This window comes from Coleofasciculus sp. G2-EDA-02 (genome assembly GCF_040226375.1).
Lineage (GTDB): Bacteria > Cyanobacteriota > Cyanobacteriia > Cyanobacteriales > Coleofasciculaceae > Coleofasciculus.
In genome coordinates this window covers 1-17,888 of the sequence record NZ_JAVKEW010000068.1, presented here as the reverse complement: position 1 = coordinate 17,888, position 17,888 = coordinate 1, and the positions used below count along the sequence as shown (strand labels likewise).

At 45.2% G+C, this 17,888-nt stretch carries 14 protein-coding genes and 1 pseudogene; 11 read left to right on the top strand and 4 right to left on the bottom strand.

Annotated features, from left to right (window positions below; all coding sequences use genetic code 11):
* Positions 1-132 precede the first annotated feature (132 nt).
* Complete coding sequence (locus RLO19_RS06650) at positions 133-1,017, bottom strand: 4-hydroxybenzoate solanesyltransferase (RefSeq protein ID WP_446354924.1); 885 nt, start codon at positions 1,015-1,017, stop codon at positions 133-135.
* Positions 1,018-1,323: 306 nt separating this feature from the next.
* Between RLO19_RS06650 and RLO19_RS06645 the strand changes: the two genes are divergently transcribed.
* Both RLO19_RS06645 and RLO19_RS06640 read left to right on the top strand, forming a co-directional pair.
* Complete coding sequence (locus tag RLO19_RS06645; protein ID WP_446354922.1) at positions 1,324-2,496, top strand: RNA-guided endonuclease InsQ/TnpB family protein; 1,173 nt, start codon at positions 1,324-1,326, stop codon at positions 2,494-2,496.
* A 161-nt stretch (positions 2,497-2,657) separates the two neighbouring features.
* Complete coding sequence (locus tag RLO19_RS06640; protein WP_446354920.1) at positions 2,658-4,301, top strand: Ppx/GppA phosphatase family protein; 1,644 nt, start codon at positions 2,658-2,660, stop codon at positions 4,299-4,301.
* Between the two features lie 324 nt (positions 4,302-4,625).
* Here RLO19_RS06640 and msrA read toward each other — a convergent pair whose 3' ends face one another.
* The gene (gene msrA / locus RLO19_RS06635) at positions 4,626-5,078 is read right to left on the bottom strand and encodes a peptide-methionine (S)-S-oxide reductase MsrA (protein ID WP_446354918.1); all 453 of its coding nucleotides are present in this window, start codon (positions 5,076-5,078) and stop codon (positions 4,626-4,628) included.
* Positions 5,079-5,111: 33 nt separating this feature from the next.
* Positions 5,112-5,372: a hypothetical protein gene (locus RLO19_RS06630; protein ID WP_446354916.1), complete on the bottom strand. Its 261-nt coding sequence runs from the start codon at positions 5,370-5,372 to the stop codon at positions 5,112-5,114.
* A gap of 201 nt (positions 5,373-5,573) precedes the next feature.
* Here RLO19_RS06630 and RLO19_RS06625 point away from each other — a divergent pair, with 201 nt between their 5' ends.
* From RLO19_RS06625 to RLO19_RS06590, 8 genes are all read left to right on the top strand, one after another.
* Entirely contained in the window at positions 5,574-6,491 is a 918-nt protein-coding gene (locus RLO19_RS06625) for an EboA family metabolite traffic protein (RefSeq protein WP_446354914.1), read from the top strand.
* Between the two features lie 20 nt (positions 6,492-6,511).
* The gene (locus RLO19_RS06620) at positions 6,512-7,420 is read left to right on the top strand and encodes a TatD family hydrolase (protein ID WP_446354926.1); all 909 of its coding nucleotides are present in this window, start codon (positions 6,512-6,514) and stop codon (positions 7,418-7,420) included.
* Between the two features lie 59 nt (positions 7,421-7,479).
* A complete protein-coding gene (eboC, locus tag RLO19_RS06615; RefSeq protein ID WP_446354912.1) occupies positions 7,480-8,412 on the top strand; it encodes a UbiA-like protein EboC in 933 nt (310 codons plus the stop codon).
* Positions 8,413-8,419: 7 nt separating this feature from the next.
* Positions 8,420-9,649 (top strand): 3-dehydroquinate synthase, encoded by a 1,230-nt coding sequence (locus RLO19_RS06610; protein WP_446354910.1) that lies wholly within the window; start codon positions 8,420-8,422, stop codon positions 9,647-9,649.
* Positions 9,650-9,714: 65 nt separating this feature from the next.
* Positions 9,715-10,968, top strand: a complete 1,254-nt coding sequence (gene eboE / locus RLO19_RS06605) for a metabolite traffic protein EboE (protein WP_446354908.1) — start codon at positions 9,715-9,717, stop codon at positions 10,966-10,968.
* Between the two features lie 55 nt (positions 10,969-11,023).
* Complete coding sequence (locus RLO19_RS06600) at positions 11,024-12,448, top strand: alkaline phosphatase family protein (RefSeq protein ID WP_446354907.1); 1,425 nt, start codon at positions 11,024-11,026, stop codon at positions 12,446-12,448.
* A gap of 695 nt (positions 12,449-13,143) precedes the next feature.
* On the top strand, positions 13,144-15,072 hold the full coding sequence (locus RLO19_RS06595) for an ABC-F family ATP-binding cassette domain-containing protein (protein WP_446354905.1): 1,929 nt from the start codon (positions 13,144-13,146) through the stop codon (positions 15,070-15,072).
* 152 nt (positions 15,073-15,224) lie between these two features.
* Positions 15,225-17,060, top strand: coding sequence for a glycoside hydrolase family 15 protein (locus tag RLO19_RS06590; RefSeq protein ID WP_446354903.1), 1,836 nt, complete (start codon positions 15,225-15,227; stop codon positions 17,058-17,060).
* 330 nt (positions 17,061-17,390) lie between these two features.
* Here RLO19_RS06590 and RLO19_RS06585 read toward each other — a convergent pair.
* Positions 17,391-17,747 (bottom strand): annotated as a pseudogene (locus RLO19_RS06585) (IS701 family transposase); the annotation flags it as partial.
* Here RLO19_RS06585 and RLO19_RS06580 point away from each other — a divergent pair.
* A complete protein-coding gene (locus RLO19_RS06580) occupies positions 17,680-17,847 on the top strand; it encodes a hypothetical protein (RefSeq protein ID WP_446354927.1) in 168 nt (55 codons plus the stop codon). The pseudogene RLO19_RS06585 and the gene RLO19_RS06580 sit on opposite strands and share 68 nt — an antisense overlap.
* The last annotated feature ends 41 nt before the right edge of the window (positions 17,848-17,888 follow it).

Below are 17,888 nucleotides of genomic sequence, written 5' to 3'. Positions count from 1 at the left end.
CGGTCGTGGCGAGTTCGTTATTGACAAAAAGAGGAGGTCAATCAGATTGGATTACTGCACACCAATTCACCGTAAAGATGGTTATAGCTATACATTTTGATCACAATTGCTTAGATATGCACAGAAATCAAATTACAGTTTCAAACCCACAATCATCCCGACAAGTAACACAAAACCAATCCAGACATTTTGGCAGAAAATTTCTCCATAAACGGGTTTGGGAATATCAGGTTGGCGCAGTCGCCTATAGTGCCAAATCCACCCGATAATTGCCACACCTAAAGCCACCCAAAAGCCCCAGTGTAGCTGCATGACAAATCCCAATCTTGCCAAAAATCCCACCGTAGCGGCAAAAAATAGACCAACTGCTTCCGGGGCGTAGTCTCCAAAAAACAAGGCGCTAGAATTTACTCCAAGTTTCTGGTCATCTTCACGGTCTGACATCGCATAAACGGTGTCAAACCCTAAAGTCCAAGCTACCGTTGCTGCCCACAAAAACCAAGTGGCGGGTGCTAAATTCCCAGTAACGGCACTCCAACTGATTAAAACAGCAAACCCCCAGGCGATGGATAATACCAACTGGGGAATCGGAAAAACTCGCTTGGCTGACGGATAAAATACAATCACGGGAACGGCGGCGACGCACAGCCAAAATGTGAAGGGATTGAGATAAAGGGCAAGGATACCTGCACAACTCATCGTTACTAACGCCACAACCACGCCCACTTGAACCGACAGGGCGCGAGAGGCTAAGGGACGTTCTTTTGTTCGTTCGACTTGCGGATCAATATCTCGATCCCACAAATCGTTGATTACGCAACCGGCTGCACTGGTGGCTAAGGTTCCCAGGATAATCACACCGACTAAGGGAATCGGGGGTGTACCTTGGGCGGCTAAGAAAACTGCCCACAGCGCTGGAACCATCAAAATCAAGCGTCCGGCTGGCTTATCCCAGCGCAAAAGCCGCGCGATCGCCAGCCAGGTTGGTACTGAGTTTGGGTGTTGTTGGGTTAGCATTGATGATCAGGTCTTTTATACAATCTTCACCAAATTGGGCAGAACTATACCATTTCCATAGTAAACGTGAAAACCTTACCCATCCCCAACCCTCCCCCTGTTAAGGGTGGACGTAAGTCTGCTGCAGAGGCGTTCCCCAGGGAGATCTCTAAACCCACCCTTGACCTCGACCAAAAGAGCGAAGGAACAGCCGTGTGGGTAGTTCACCGGAAAGTTGGGTCTGAAGCCTCCCCTTGGAAGGGGGACTTTTTATCCGAGCCAAGCTATCCCAATGTGGTAAGATACTAGGTGGTCTACTGTAGTGGCATGAAGTCAAGGTATCAGTTCCGAATCTATCCTACATCGGGTCAACGCCGATCTTTGGCGCGACTATTTGGGTGTGTGCGGGTAGTCTGGAATGATGCCTTAGCTGTGTGTAAGCAATCAGACAAGCTACCCAACAATAGTGAGCTACAGAAAGTTTGCATTACCCAAGCTAAAAACACTCAAGCTAGAGAATGGTTGAAGGAAGTTTCTGTTGTTCCTCTCCAGCAATCAGTTGCCGATTTAGGGGTAGCGTTTAAGAATTTTTTCTCATCCCGGAAAGGGGAGCGAAAGGGTAAAAAAGTCAACCCACCAAGGTTTAAACGGAAAATCAATCGCCAAAGTGCACGGTTCACCAAACGGGGGTTTAGTATCAAAGCGGCTAAAGTTTACCTAGCTAAGATTGGGGAAATCAAGACCAAATGGAGCCGTCCCCTGCCATCCCAACCCAGTTCAGTCACAGTAATTAAGGATTGCGCGAATCGATACTTCCTCAGTTTTGTAGTTGAGGTGGAACATGTAATTAAACCTGCCCTCAACCCGTCCATAGGGATAGACCTAGGGCTATCTACCTTTGCCTCCTGTAGCAATGGGGAAAAGGTAGATACTCCTGATTATTCTCGCCTCTACCGCCAACTCAAGCGTTGCCAACGCCGCGTCGCTAAGCGTCAACGGGGGAGTAAACGACGGGAACGGATGAGGGTAAGCATAGCCAAGCTCAACGCCAAGGTAAGGGATAAACGCAGGGATTTCCTGCACAAGCTATCCACTAAGGTGGTGGATGAGAACCAAATCATCGCCTTAGAGGACTTAAACGTTGGCGCAATGCTAAAGAACCGGAAGTTAGCACGGGCAATATCTCAGGCTGGATGGTATGAGTTCCGCTCATTGTGTGAAGGGAAAGCCTGTAAGCACAATCGGGATTTGCGGGTAATTAACCGATGGGAACCCACCAGCCAAGTGTGTTCTGAATGTGGCTACCGATGGGGCAAGTTAGACCTTTCCATCAGGACAATTGTCTGTGTTAACTGCGGTGTAGAACAAGACCGAGATGATAATGCGTCGGTCAACATAGAGCGAGTCGGGGTAGGGCATACCCACGACTATAAACGGACGGGGAGCGCGTGTAAGACCTCAGTTGAGGCAGTGTGTGATGAGCCGTCAACCCACCCTTGAGTACATTCAGCTCAAGCTGTTTGACTGGTAGGGAATCACCGTCCTTGTAGGGCGGTGAGGATGTCAAAATAACGCAACAGTCTGGTACTGTCGATTTAAGCAGGTTTAACGGTATTGTTGTCAATAGCATCACGGCTAGAGTTGTAATCCCAGATACAAGCATGATCGATTTAGCTGCCAAAGGGAATTCGGCAGGAGTTTCCACTCCAAACACAGACAACGATCGCATAATGGCTGCCATTGATATCGGCACGAATTCGATTCACATGGTCATCGTCCGGATTGATCCCAGGCTTCCTTCGTTTACGATTATCGCCAAAGAAAAAGATACCGTGCGACTGGGGGAACGTGATCCGCATACGGGGAATTTAACCCCCCAAGCCATGAAACGTGCGATCGCGGCGTTGCAACGCTCTCAAGAGTTAGCTAAAAGTTTCCAGGTGGAACAGTTGGTTGCTGTGGCTACGAGTGCGGTACGGGAAGCCCCCAATGGACGCACCTTTTTACAAGAAGTTGACTCACAATTAGGGCTATTTGTCAACCTTATTTCCGGTCAAGAAGAAGCACGGCGGATTTATCTGGGTGTCTTGTCGGGAATGGAATTTAATAACCAGCCTCATATCATCATCGATATTGGTGGCGGTTCAACGGAATTAATCTTAGGTGATAGTCACGCTCCCCGTTCTCTCACCAGCACCAAAGTCGGCGCAGTACGCTTGAGCCGTGAATTCATTACCACCGATCCAATTAGCGATCGCGAGTTTCAATACTTACAAGCCTATATTCGGGGACGCCTCGAACGTGCCGTTGAAGATATCTTAGCGAATATAGAACCGGGAGAAAAGCCCCGTTTAGTGGGAACCTCAGGTACGATTGAAACCCTAGCCGTCCTTCACGCCAAAGAAACCTTAGGGATAATACCTACTCCCCTGAATGGTTATGAATTCTACCGCAACGACCTGAAAGATATTGTCAAACAACTCGCCTCACTTCCATGCGCTGAACGGGAAAAACTTCCCGGACTTGCTGAGAAACGAGCCGAAATTATCGTTGCCGGTGCGATTATTTTATTAGAAGCCATGACGCTATTAGATATCGAATCTATCACCGTCGGGGAACGCGCCTTGCGAGAGGGCGTAATCGTAGACTGGATGCTTTCCCAAGGCTTAATTGAAGACCGATTACGGTATCAAGGCGAAGTTCGCAAACGCAATGTAATTAAAGTGGCGCAAAAATATCACGTTAACTTAGCCTCTAGTGAACGGGTGGCTAACTTTGCCCTTAGTTTATTTAATCAAACCAAAGGACACCTGCACAATTGGGGAACTGAAGCACGAGAATTGTTGTGGGCGGCGGCAATTTTGCACAATTGTGGCTTGTATGTCAGTCATTCGTCACACCATAAGCATTCCTATTACCTGATTCGCCACGGGGAATTACTCGGGTTTACTGATATTGAAATTGAAGTTATCGCTAACCTGGCTCGTTACCATCGCAAGAGTTCACCTAAGAAAAAGCACGAAAATTACAGCAATTTACCCAACAAATACTATCGGCATTTAGTAAAAGAATTGAGTCCTTTATTACGGTTAGCTGTTGCTCTTGATCGCCGACAAATTGGGGCAATTTCTCAAATTAGATGCCATTATTTACCAGAAGAAAAGGAACTGTGTTTGCGTCTAGTGCCTGTAGAGCATAATGATACCTGCGCCTTAGAAGTCTGGAGTTTAGAGGATAAAAAAGTCGCGTTTGAGGAGGAGTACGACGTTAAATTAGTCATACAGCTAGAAAACCAGGCGAGTTAACGCTATAAGAAGAAAAAATTCCATAGGGGCGGGCGCGAGCATCTTAGGAGAATTTGGTACTGATAGCTGAGCAACGAAACCCGCCTTTATCAATGGATAATTGATAATTGATAATTGATAATTGATTAATTGGGTCTAAGACCTCTTCGTTTACGAAGAAATTGAAAAATATTTTCCTTAAATTCAATCCTCCTTCTTTTAAGGAGAGGTCATTATCCATTGTTCATTATCCATTGTCAATTTGTGAATCAAAAGCATAGGAGAGTGAAGCGTAACGCACCAATCAGATTCTTTAATAAATGACAAATGACAATCAACTCAATGTCATCTTTTTTTCTCGTAATACTGCTGATGATAATCTTCAGCTAAATAGTAATCAGAAGCAGGTTTGATTTCGGTCATAATATCCTGTTCATACTTACCAGACATCTGAAGCTTGCGCTTTGATTCTCTGGCGGCTTGTTCTTGGTCAGGATTGTGGAAAAATATAACCGAGCGGTATTGCTCGCCGCGATCAGGTCCTTGACGATTATATTGGGTAGGGTCATGAATAGACCAAAAGACATTCAGCAAGTCATTGTAGGAAATCTGAGACGAGTCATACTCCACTTGCACAACTTCTGCATGTCCGGTAATTCTGGCACAAACATCCAAATAGCATGGGTTGGGAAAATGTCCTCCCATATAGCCAACGGATGTAGAAGTAACGCCGTTTAATCGACGAAATGCTGCCTCGACTCCCCAGAAACAGCCTGCTCCAAATGTAGCTTTTTCCATTATTCACCTATTCTTTCTACAACTTGGTAGAGCCTAGTTGTAGATAAACCAAGCATAGGTCAAAATTGCCAGAAAAGCGAAGCCAAGTAAGGTTTCTCGTTGCTCTTGCCAAAGCCTTAGCACACTTTGCCTTATATAGCGTAAGGTGACTCTACGTTCATGACCGAGTTCATCCATGAGTTGAGCCACTCTCACATCGACTTCCTCAACGGAGACATCGCCTCGCTTGTAGGCGGCTTCTAACTCGTCTAGCTTTCTCCAGTAGTCTTTTGTGGATTCGATTAGATTAATCATGGTTGCGCCAGAATTGTTAACTTATGTAAACATCCTAGCGTGACTCCTGGAGTTGGGGGGTGAGGTTTACCCCACCGCGTGATGAGGACGCATAATGAATAGCACAAACGCCACCTTCAAGCGAGAGGCTACAGCTTCAACCTTCACGAAGTGGAGGTAAGCCAGTATAATTCGCCCGTTGAGGAGTCAGGAGTTTGGTAAATGGACAAACAACTACTGCACCGCTGGCTTTCAGAGCGTGTTTCTCAGGAAAGTCTGAGTTGGCTAGAGCAGAAGCAGGAAAAAATTGCTCAAGGTGCCCCTGAACGGGTATTCTTTACTGCCTTTAGCGCTGTGCCGCGTTACATAGGCAAACAGGCTCTGGATCTGAGTGTAGAGGACTTGGAAGCAGCACAGGAAGTACGCCCTGGTTGGTTTGCTGGTCATTGGACTGTAGATCAGGCGGGTCGCACGCTTTTAGTATTATCTCTGCCATGCGATCGCGTAGCGACTCCGCCGGAGTATCGCGCCGAAACCTATGTACAGACGCTTAATAAGGTTTTCACTACTGCCGATGAAGGGGAGTTAGTCGCGCTGTATCAAAGTTTACCGTTATTACCTTATCCTGAAAAACACAAGGCACAAGCGGCGGAAGGGGTTCGCAGCAATATGACGACGGTTTTCAATGCTGTGGCACTGAGAAATCCTTACCCTGCCGAGTATTTCGATGATATCGCTTGGAATCAAATGGTTCTAAAAGCCGTTTTCATCGGGAGTCCCTTGTATCTCATTCAGGGATTAGATGAACGCGCTAACCCACAATTAGCTCAGATGTTAGTCGATTATGCCCACGAACGCTGGTCAGCTAAACGCCCCGTAACACCGGAACTGTGGCGAGTTGTAGGGGGATTTGTTGATGATGCGATCGCATCCGACTTACAAAAAGTTCTATCTGACTCGGATATCGCCCAACAACAAGCTGCTGCCTTAGCTTGTTCCCAATCATCCTCACCCCAAACCCAAGCCCTTCTTGCCAGTCGCCCAGACTTGCAATCTTTAATTCAAAACGGTAATTTAACGTGGGACAGCTTTAGCCAACACCACCTATCCAGCCAAAACCTATCCAGCCAAAACAAGTAATCATGAATACCTTGCCCATGATGTTCATTGACCCCCACATTCACATGAGTTCCCGCACGAGTTACGATTACCTCACCATGCGGGAGTATGGCATTGTTGCTGTTATTGAGCCATCCTTCTGGCTAGGGCAACCCCGTACTAATATTGGAACATTTAAGGATTATTTCAGCAGTATTGTCGGATGGGAACGCTTTCGTGCCAGTCAATTTGGTATCAAACATTATTGCACAATTGGGTTAAATCCGAAGGAAGCTAACAATGAAGCGTTGGCAGAAGAAGTGATGGAACTGCTGCCACTTTATGCCTGTAAGGAAGGTGTTGTTGCTATTGGTGAAATTGGCTACGACGACATGACGGATGCGGAAGATAAGTATTTTCGTCAGCAGCTCGATTTAGCCAAAGAACTGGATATGTTAGTATTAATCCATACACCCCACCGCAACAAAAAGGCAGGCACAAGTCGCAGTATGGATCGTTGCCTTGAACATAAATTAGATCCGTCCCAGGTGATTATTGACCACAATAATGAAGAAACCGTTGAGGAAGTGCTAAGTCGCGGTTTTTGGGCAGCTTTTACAATTTACCCAATGACGAAGATGGGTAATGCTAGGATGGTGGAGGTTGTACGTCAATATGGGTGTAAGCGCATCATCGTTGATAGTAGCGCCGATTGGGGAATGAGTGATCCGTTAGCTGTGCCGAAGACTGCTCGATTGATGCTACAACGGGGGATTCCGGACGATCATGTACGGGCAGTTTGTTATGAAAATGCTTTGGCGGCTTATAGCCAAACTGGGGTGATGAAAGCAGAAGATTGGCTTAATCCATCAGCGATTGACCAAAGTCAGTTGTTTAATGGTAATTCTGTGTTGCGGGGGCAGGAACCGGGTATTGAGTCCGTTCAGGACTATGATGTGTTGATTGAGTAGAGAAAAACGAACCACAGAAACACAGAGAACGCACCGGAGAGAGGAAGAGGAGGTATGGAGTGAATGGGGCAGGTTTGAGTTCTCAGGGTGGGTGGGCTTATTTACAATTAATGCGCCCTGCCAATATTGTGACGGCTTGGGCTGATATTTTGGTTGGATTTGCGGCTTCTGGAGCGGCGATTATTTTTGATCAGGTAATCACTGGGCAAGGGGTTTTTATTCAACTGCTTCCTTTGGTTTGGTTGCTAATAGCAACAACGGGTTTATACGGCGGTGGCGTTGTTTTTAATGATGTCTTTGATGCTGAACTCGATGCTAAAGAACGCCCAGAACGACCAATTCCGAGTAGTCGCGCCTCGCGTCAGGGGGCAACTGTGCTGGGGACTGTGCTGTTAGGTATCGGTGTCGTGGCGGCTGCACAGGTTTCCTGGGTGAGTGGTGTTTTAGCCGCAATTATTGCGGGTGAGGCTTTGAGTTATGACGCCCTCGCCAAACATCATACTTTTTTTGGTCCTCTGAATATGGGGCTATGTCGCGGTGGCAACTTACTACTAGGTGTAAGTGTTTTACCCGCAATGGTAGAGGAACGCTGGTATTTAGCCCTGATTCCTATTGTTTATATTGCGGCAATCACTGCCATTAGTCAGGGGGAAGTCCAAGGTGGAAAAAAGATTACAGGAGTTGTAGCTTTACTGCTGATTGGGGTAGTAATTAGTGGTATTCTAGGATTAGGACTATTGCCAAATTATGAAATTATTACCGCCCTGCCATTCGCTGCTTTATTATCTTTTCGGGTAATGCCACCATTTGTAAAAGCTGCCCGTGAACCCATGCCCGAACAAATCCGAACGGCGGTAAAGGCTGGTGTGTTGTCGTTGATTGTCTTAGATGCAACAATTGCGGCTGGTTTTGCGGGGCTGCCTTTCGGATTATTGGTGCTACTTCTGCTGCCTATCTCAATGGGATTAGCACAACTGTTTGCTGTCACTTAAAAAAACAATGACGATTAGCCGAGCGGGAAAAGCCAGATTAAATTTACAACCAATCAATCAACAGATTCGCGTTACCTTTACTTATAACGTTCACTTTACGACAGGGGTGTTTGATTTAGATAATGCTTTGCTGGCGCAAGTAGTAACAGCAGATGGGGAGAGAGGGACGAAAAAAGCGATCGCTATTATAGATTCAGGACTATTACATTATCATGAAGAACTGCCAGAGCAAATAGCCGCCTATACTAAGCGATATGAAAACGCCTTAACCTTAAGCGCAAATCCAGTTATTGTTTCTGGTGGAGAAGCTGCCAAGAACAATCCCAAACAGTTAGAGGAAATTCACCAGATTATTAATGAAGTGGGATTGTGCCGTCACTCCTACTTACTAGCCATTGGTGGGGGTGCTATATTGGACTTAGCCGGATATGCCGCAGCAACGGCTCATCGAGGAATCCGACTGATCCGAATTCCTACAACTGTATTAGCCCAAAATGATTCTGGGGTAGGGGTTAAAAATGGAATTAATGCCTTTAAAAAAAAGAATTTTCTCGGCAGTTTTGCGCCCCCTTTTGCAGTTGTGAATGACTTTAATTTTATCACAACTCTAGATGAGCGAGATTGGCGATCTGGAATTGCTGAGGCAGTTAAGGTGGCGCTGATAAAAGATACCGATTTTTTTGAGTTCATTACAACTCAGGCTGAGGCATTGGTGCAGCGAGATATGAATGCAATGCAGCAGCTAATTTATCGTTGCGCTCAATTACATTTGGCACATATTGCTAATAGTGGCGATCCCTTTGAAGCCGGTTCGTCCCGTCCTTTAGATTTCGGTCACTGGGCGGCTCACAAATTGGAGTATTTGACAAATTATAAGTTGCGTCATGGTGAAGCAGTAGCGATTGGAATTGCCCTAGATAGTACATATTCCTACTTAGCCGGATTGCTCACTCAGTCCGAGTGTCAACAAATATTAAATACGCTGATAGAATTGGGGTTTACATTATATGTACCAGAACTGGATGAACAACTTCATCAACCAGAACATACCCGTTCTCTATTCCGGGGATTAACTGAGTTTCGGGAACATTTAGGAGGAGAACTTACCCTGATGCTGCTGCAAGGAATTGGACAGGGAGTAGAGGTTCACGAGGTAGATTTTTCTTTATATAGGCAAGCAATTTCTATCTTGCGAGAGGTTGCCGAAAATAGGCAGATGGTGGGGAGTATTCCATGAGTGCAAATTCCCTATTCACGCTAAGTAAGATAGATAGCTTACCTTTGTAGACGAAGTACTGAACGATGAAGATTCAAATAGACAGTGGCTTTCACTTAACCTATTGCACCAACATTCATCCGGGTGAAGAGTGGAAAAAAGTCTTTTTAAACCTAGAACAATATATTCCAATCCTCAAAGCACAACTCTCACCCACAAAACCCTTCGGTGTTGGACTTCGATTAGCAGATGTCGCAGCACGGGAACTTTTAGAAGCAGATAATCTCACTCAATTCCAAGCATGGCTAACCGAGCAAAAATTATATGTTTTTACCCTGAATGGATTTCCTTATGGAGGATTTCATCACCAGGTTGTAAAAGACCAAGTTTATGCACCAGATTGGTCTAAGCAAGAACGGTTAGACTATACAATGCGCTTGACGAAAATCCTAGCCGCCTTATTACCTGAAGGAATGGATGGCGGAATTTCTACCTTACCGCTGTCTTATAAACCCTGGTGGAAAGAAGACAAAACTATGAGTGAAACAGTTCTGAAAGATAGTAGCTTTAATCTGACTCTGCTGGTAGAGGAAATGGTACGCCTCCAGGAAGAAACGGGGAAATTGCTGCATATAGACTTGGAACCGGAGCCGGATGGTTTGATTGAAAATGCGGATGAAGTCATTGATTTTTTTCAGAATTGGTTATTGCCAATGGGTGGAGCATATTTAGCAGAACGCTTAGGAATTTCGCCGGAATCAGCCGAAGCTAAAATACTCGATCATGTGCGCGTTTGTTATGACACCTGCCATTTTGCTGTGGAGTATGAAGAACCTGCTTCAGTGTTTAGCCGTTTTCAATCAGCAGGAATTAAAATTGGTAAGATTCAAATTAGTGCTGCATTAAAAGTTATAGTGCCTCAGGATTATGAGGATAGAAATCAGGTTTTTGAGCGATTGCGTCCCTTTGCCGAATCTACCTATTTACACCAAGTCATAGAGCGAAGATCTGATGGAGGTTTCTATCATTATCCTGACTTAGAAACAGCATTACCACAGCTTCAAAAATCTCCTGCCCAGGAGTGGCGCACTCACTTTCACGTCCCAATTTTTATCCACGACTATCAACTATTGCAGTCTACTCAAGATGACATTATTACTGTGCTGAAGCTACTGCAAGAAAACCCCACTTGTCAACATCTGGAAATTGAGACTTACACCTGGGATGTATTGCCAGCAGAAATGAAGATGGATTTGTTGGCATCCATTCAGCGAGAGTATGAGTGGGTATTGGGAACAATGAGTGCTGGAAGCATCAATTCCAAAGTTTCTGTTTTATAGGAGAGAAAAATAGAAATAAAAAGTTATCTGTAGAAAATCAGTCTAAGTATTGCTCATGCAAAAAACAGTTGTTCTTAATGTTGTTGGATTAACTCCTGGCTTACTGGGAAAAAATACTCCGTTTTTATCCCGTTGGAGTTCTCAAGGGCAAGTGGTGTCGGTGACGCCCATTTTGCCTGCTGTAACTTGTTCGGTTCAAGCGACTTACTTAACGGGAAAATTACCAGATGAACATGGAATTGTTGCCAATGGCTGGTACTTCCGAGATGAATGTGAGGTGAAGTTTTGGCGACAGTCAAATAAGTTAGTGCAGGCTCCTAAAGTATGGGAGATGGCGAAATCTATTGACCCCACTTTTACCTGTGCCAACCTCTTCTGGTGGTATAATATGTATTCTTCGGTAGACTACACGATTACACCGCGCCCCATGTACCCCGCCGATGGCAGAAAAATCCCGGATATTTATACTCAACCTGGGGAAATGCGATCGCAAATTCAATCCGATTTAGGTCAATTCCCCCTCTTCAATTTCTGGGGACCTAATACTTCTATTCATTCTAGCCAATGGATTGCAGAATCAGCCAAGTGGATTGAGCAGCGCTATAACCCCACATTAACTTTAATCTATCTGCCTCACTTAGATTATTGCTTGCAACGAGTTGGCTGCGACGAGAAACAGATACAGAAGGATTTGCAAGAAATTGATACAGTTTGTGGCGATTTGATTGAGTACTACGAATCACGCAATGCTCAGGTTATTGTTCTGTCTGAATACGGCATCACCTCAGTGTCTAAACCTGTTCATCTGAACCGAATTCTGCGGGAAAATGGATTAATTGTAGTGCGTGAGGAGTTGGGACGAGAATTGCTCGATCCGGGAGCAAGTACTGCTTTTGCCGTTGCCGATCATCAAGTGGCTCATGTCTATGTTAATGATTCAGCTTATATTCCCAAAGTTCGCTCTCTTTTAGAAGCTACTGTTGGGGTAGCAAAAGTATTAGATGAAGAAGGTAAGCAAGCTTACCATCTGGATCATCCCAGAGCAGGGGAGTTGGTTGCGATCGCACAGCCTGATGCTTGGTTTACCTACTATTATTGGCTTAGCGATCGCCGCGCTCCTGACTTTGCTAGAACTGTGGATATTCACCGCAAACCAGGTTACGATCCTGTCGAACTTTTTCTCGCTCCACAACTCAAACTTCCCCAAGTAAAAATCGCTCTAACGCTACTAAAAAAACAGCTTGGTTTTCGTTACCTGATGGATGTAATTTCTCTAGATGCCTCATTAGTTCGTGGTTCTCATGGTTGTGTCACCACTTCGTCAAGTGAAAAACCATTATTGATAACTCGGCAGACTCACCTGCTAGATACAACAGCGATTGAAGCGACGGATGTTTGTGGGTTGATTTTAAAACATTTGAAGCCAAGAGACTCCAACGTCTCCCTGGCTGCATCTACCTCATTCCCCTGCTTTCCCTAGGATACTGCTGGCGAATTGGAAAAACTTAACCCCCCAACCCCCTTCCCACCCCAGACCCCTCAGTTAATGACCAGCAGTATCCCCTAGAAGGGCGGGTTTAGTCAAGTTATCGGTTTGGCGCAAAATGTTATCCGTGAAACCCGCCCCTACACCCCCTGCTCCCAGACGCGCCATGGCGCGTCTCTACATTGCTCCCCCTGCTTTTGGCGCTTAAGTTGACACCAATGGCTATAGAACCCCTACTTCTCGATAGAATGCGATCGCGATCGCATCTTTACCGATAAACACGGGAAGCAGACTAAGTCTGCTACATCTCGAAGCAGGGGAGGGGAGACGTGGCGATCGCAAATTTAATGTGAACGTGCTAGCGTGAAAATATGAGGGATAATATCAACTCCGGTAGCATCGGTTGTGTATAGTGGGGAAGGGGTAAAAGGGTAAAAGAATACAAGAGTAAGGTTTTTGTCCCAATAACTACAGGTATGATAGACGAACGATACAACAAAAGATGACGTGTAGAGAAGCACAAACTGTTTTCCCATCAATCAATCTAGCGGTTCCTAAGTGCTGATGGTACACCCAGATAAGGGGCGCTCTCCGGGGCACCATCCTTGCGCCCTCACATAAGTACCTCATCCTTATGGGAAACACTATAAACAGGACAAATTTAGACATAGGATCAATTTAAAACCCTAATGAGTGTCTTCACGCTGCAATCCGTTAAAAAAGATTTTGGCATTAAAGAAATCCTCAAAGATGCCAGCTTTAGCCTCAATGTTACCGATAAAGTCGGCTTAATCGGTACCAATGGATCGGGCAAATCTACTCTATTAAAAATGATTGCTGGACTCGAATCCATTGATAGCGGTCAATTTATTGTCAATCCCGGCGCGAGAATTGCCTACTTACCCCAACAACCTGACTTAGATGAAAACCGCACCGTATTAGAACAGATATTTGCCGATAGTGGCGAACAGATGAGACTAATCCGGGATTATGAGGAATTATCCCACAAATTGGCACGAAATTCAGACGATAAACAAGTCATGGCGCGTTTATCTCAGGTGACGCAGCGCATCGAAACTCTAGGCGCTTGGGATTTAGAAACCAGTGCCAAAGTCATCCTCACCAAGCTAGGAATTCAAGACTTTGACACGCCAATTGGCAATTTATCCGGAGGTTACCGTAAGCGCATTGCTTTGGCGACAGCATTACTATCAGAACCCGATGTGTTATTGATGGATGAACCCACCAACCATTTAGATGCCATATCTGTGGAATGGTTACAGGGGTATTTGAAATCCTATCCGGGGGCGATTCTATTAATTACCCACGATCGCTATTTTTTGGATCAAGTCACTAATCGGATTATTGAAATTGACCGAGGTGACATCTATACCTACAATGGCAACTATGCCTACTACTTAGAGAAAAAAGCTCTTGCTGAAGAAGCCGCCGCGAGTCAAGAGCGTAAACATCAGGGCGTATTGCGACGAGAGTTGGAATGGCTCAAACGAGGACCCAAAGCTCGGAGTACGAAGCAGAAAGCGCGAATTGATCGCATCCATCAGATGCAGGATCAAGAGTTTAAACAGGATCAAGGCAAGGTCGATATTTCGACAGCGAGTCGCCGGATTGGCAATAAAGTAATTGAGTTAGAGAATGTCTCTAAGGGTTATGACGAGCGGATTTTAATCAAAGACTTTACCTACGAATTTAGCCCTGATGATCGCGTTGGTATTATTGGCGAAAATGGCAGTGGTAAATCAACGTTAATGGATATTATCACAGGACGGATTGAACCGGATTCGGGTGAGGTTGATATTGGGGCAACGATTCACTTCGGCTATTTTGACCAGCATTCTGATGATTTATTAGCGGCAATCAATGAAAATCAGCGGGTGATTGATTATCTCAAAGAAGTAGCAGAATATGTGAAAGCGGGGGATGGAACACTGATTACTGCATCGCAAATGTTAGAGCGTTTTCTGTTTCCACCGGATCAACAATACATTCCTATTTATAAACTTTCTGGAGGAGAAAAGCGCCGCCTATTTTTGTTACGAGTATTAATCAGCGCTCCCAATGTGCTGATTCTGGATGAACCGACTAATGATTTAGATGTGCGAACGCTTTCGGTGTTGGAAGATTATCTAGAAAATTTCAATGGTTGTGTGATTGTGGTGTCTCACGATCGCTATTTCTTAGATCGCACCGTTAACAAAATCTTTGCCTTAGAGTCAGGCGGGATTCTGCGTCAGTATCCGGGTAACTATTCTGTGTATATTGATTATAAAGAAGCGGAAGCAGCGGCAGAGGCTGAAGAATGTGCTAAAATTCAACAGAAATCAGAAGAGTCTAATGGAGCAACGCGGAAGACTCAATCATCTGGTAAGGGGAAACCACGTCGGCTTTCTAATTGGGAACAGCGCGAGTTTGAAGAATTAGAAGAAAAGATTCCCCAACTAGAAGCTCAAAAGGCAGAGGTGGAGAAAGCGCTGTATAATGCGTCTCCTGGTAAAGTTAATCAGGTTCAGGAGCTTTATCAGAAATTAGCAACCTTGACTCAGACAATTGATACAGCAACAGAACGTTGGTTGGAATTGGCGGAAATTGGGGATTAGTCATTCGTCATTTGTCAAGGAACAGAGAATACAAATTGACGATCCTCTCACCTTTAGGGAGAGGATTCTTGGTTCACGGACACACCTTGCAATTATCTATCCTTTCGGTAATACTTAAACCAAATACCCGTAGAGTCAACATTCATTATTCAATGGCATATCAATCTATCGAGAATTACGGCATTATCGGCAATATGCACACCACAGCCTTAGTTGGCTTAGGGGGTTCGATTGACTGGTTTTGCTTTCCTCGCCACGATTCTCCTAGCGTTTTTGCCGCATTACTGGATGCTGAAAAAGGGGGTCATTTTAAGATTTCTCCCTGTGTGGATGGAGTCACTCATAAACAGTTATATTGGCCCGAAACGAATGTGTTGGTGACTCGCTTCTTGGCATCTTGTGGGGTGGGTGAGATTATTGACTTTATGCCTGTTGGTGTACCAGTTAATCAGCAAGGTTATCACTGGTTAGTGCGGCAAGTTAAAGGGGTTCGCTGTAAGATGACGTTTCGCGTAGAATGTTATCCTGCTTTTAATTATGCCCGCGATCGCCACAAGACGATACTCTCATCCACGGGGGCGTGCTTTAAGTCGCCGTCTCTGAGTTTGGGATTGGTGACGGATATCCCGTTAAAACAGGATGAGCGCGGCGTTTTTGCCGAATTTACGTTGGAGGCTGGACAAAGTGCCGTTTTTGTGCTGCAAGAAACTGACCCGGATGGGGGTTGTACTTTGCCGCTGCGCCATCAAGAAGCGATTCAACTCTTTGACGATACGGTGGCGTATTGGCGACGCTGGATTGCTAAATGTACTTATGATGGTCGATGGCGCGAGACGGTGGAACGTTCAGCTTTGGTGTTGAAGTTGCTCACCTACGAACCCACGGGAGCAATTATAGCCGCGCCGACTTGCAGCTTACCCGAAATGATTGGTGGTACTCGAAATTGGGATTACCGCTATACCTGGATTCGAGATGCATCCTTTACTCTGTATGCCTTACTCCGTATCGGGTTTACTGAGGAAGCCGCTCAGTTTATGCTTTTCTTGGAAAATCGCTGTCAGGAGTTGGATTCAGATGATCCGTTGCAGATTATGTATGGGATTGATGGATATCATAATCTCGATGAAGAGATTCTGGATCACCTGGAGGGGTATAAGGGATCTTACCCGGTTCGGATTGGCAATGGGGCTTATCAGCAGTTACAGCTTGATATTTATGGCGAGTTGATGGATTCGGTGTATTTGTTCAACAAATATGGAACAGAGATTTCCTATGATTTGTGGCTATCCCTACGGCGGTTACTGAATTGGGTGTGCGATAATTGGCAACGCCAAGATGAAGGAATCTGGGAAACACGAGGGGGACGCAAAGATTTTATTTACTCTAATCTCATGTGTTGGGTAGCCCTCGATCGGGGGTTACGTTTGGCTCAAAAGCGCTCATTTCCGGCAGATCACCAGCGATGGCTCAAGGAACGCGATCGCATCTATGAAGAAATTATGGCAAAGGGATGGAGTGAGGAGCGTCAAGCCTTTGTTCAATATTACGGTAGCACGTCCCTAGATGCCAGTAATTTAATTATGCCCTTGGTGTTCTTCATGTCTCCCACTGATCCTCGGATGTTGAAAACTCTGGATGCGATTAATTGCTCACCAGAACTAGGGGGACTGGTTTCGGATAGTTTAGTGTATCGGTATAATCCCGAAGAAGCACCAGATGGTATTTCAGGGACAGAAGGAACGTTTAATCTCTGTACATTCTGGCTAGTTGAGGCGTTGACTAGGGCGGGAAAAGTAGACAATAAGCGACTTGACAGCGCTAGACTGATTTTTGAACAGATGCTCAGTTATGCCAACCATTTAGGATTATATGCCGAGGAAACGGGTTCAAGTGGTGAAGCTTTGGGCAATTTTCCCCAAGCGTTTACCCATGTGTCCTTAATTAGTGCAGCGTGGAATCTGAATCGGGCAATTGAGCATAAATTCTAGAGTATCAGTAACCCCCTTTTTTTCACGGCGATTAAAATCGCTGCTACACTTGCCTTTCGTCCGCCTGCGCGGACTGGATTATAAAGGAGGTAATCAACCCAGATTTGTATTACCCACCGCTAACTGCTATTACACCGACTGACGCTCTAGTGGACTGACCCAGCTAAAATGGTGGAATAGGTTGTAGGTTGGGTTGACGCCAGGAAACCCAACAAAAGATCAGGACTTACGCAACGACACCAGATATAGCGCATCAAGAATCTAGCGGTCGCCAACAGTATAACTGGGGCAATCGCGCTTTCATTCTGATTAAATCAATTGATTTAAAAGCTAAATGAATCTCAGCTTTAAAGATGGATATTTAAGCTCTTGTGTGAGGTAATCAGACAACAAATTAGCTTTTAGTTGATACACTGTCTGAAAAACTGTCTGAGCCATTTTGGTCAGAAAAGTCCAAACTAATAAAGCACAAGCCAGATGATTCTTTTGAATCCTCGCTTGACGACATTGACAAGCTTCTATCCCTGTCAATTGTTTTATTTCTCGATGGAATTCCTCGATTTTCCATCGAAAACTACATTGATGTTTAACTTGAGCGGTTGAAGATTGACTTAAATCATTGGTAGCCACATATTCCGTTCTGGTGGTAGACACAGTAACCCGAAAAAGTTTCACCTTTTTGTCTCTAGCTGAAGTTCCCCCAGCCAAAAAATCAAAACTGCCTCACCGTGCGGCTTTGCGCGATTTTTTAGCCGCCCTACATGGGTACAATCGCGCTCAACCTTGATGTAGCGAGGGTTTTCACCGATCTCTTGTCTATTGCAAAAA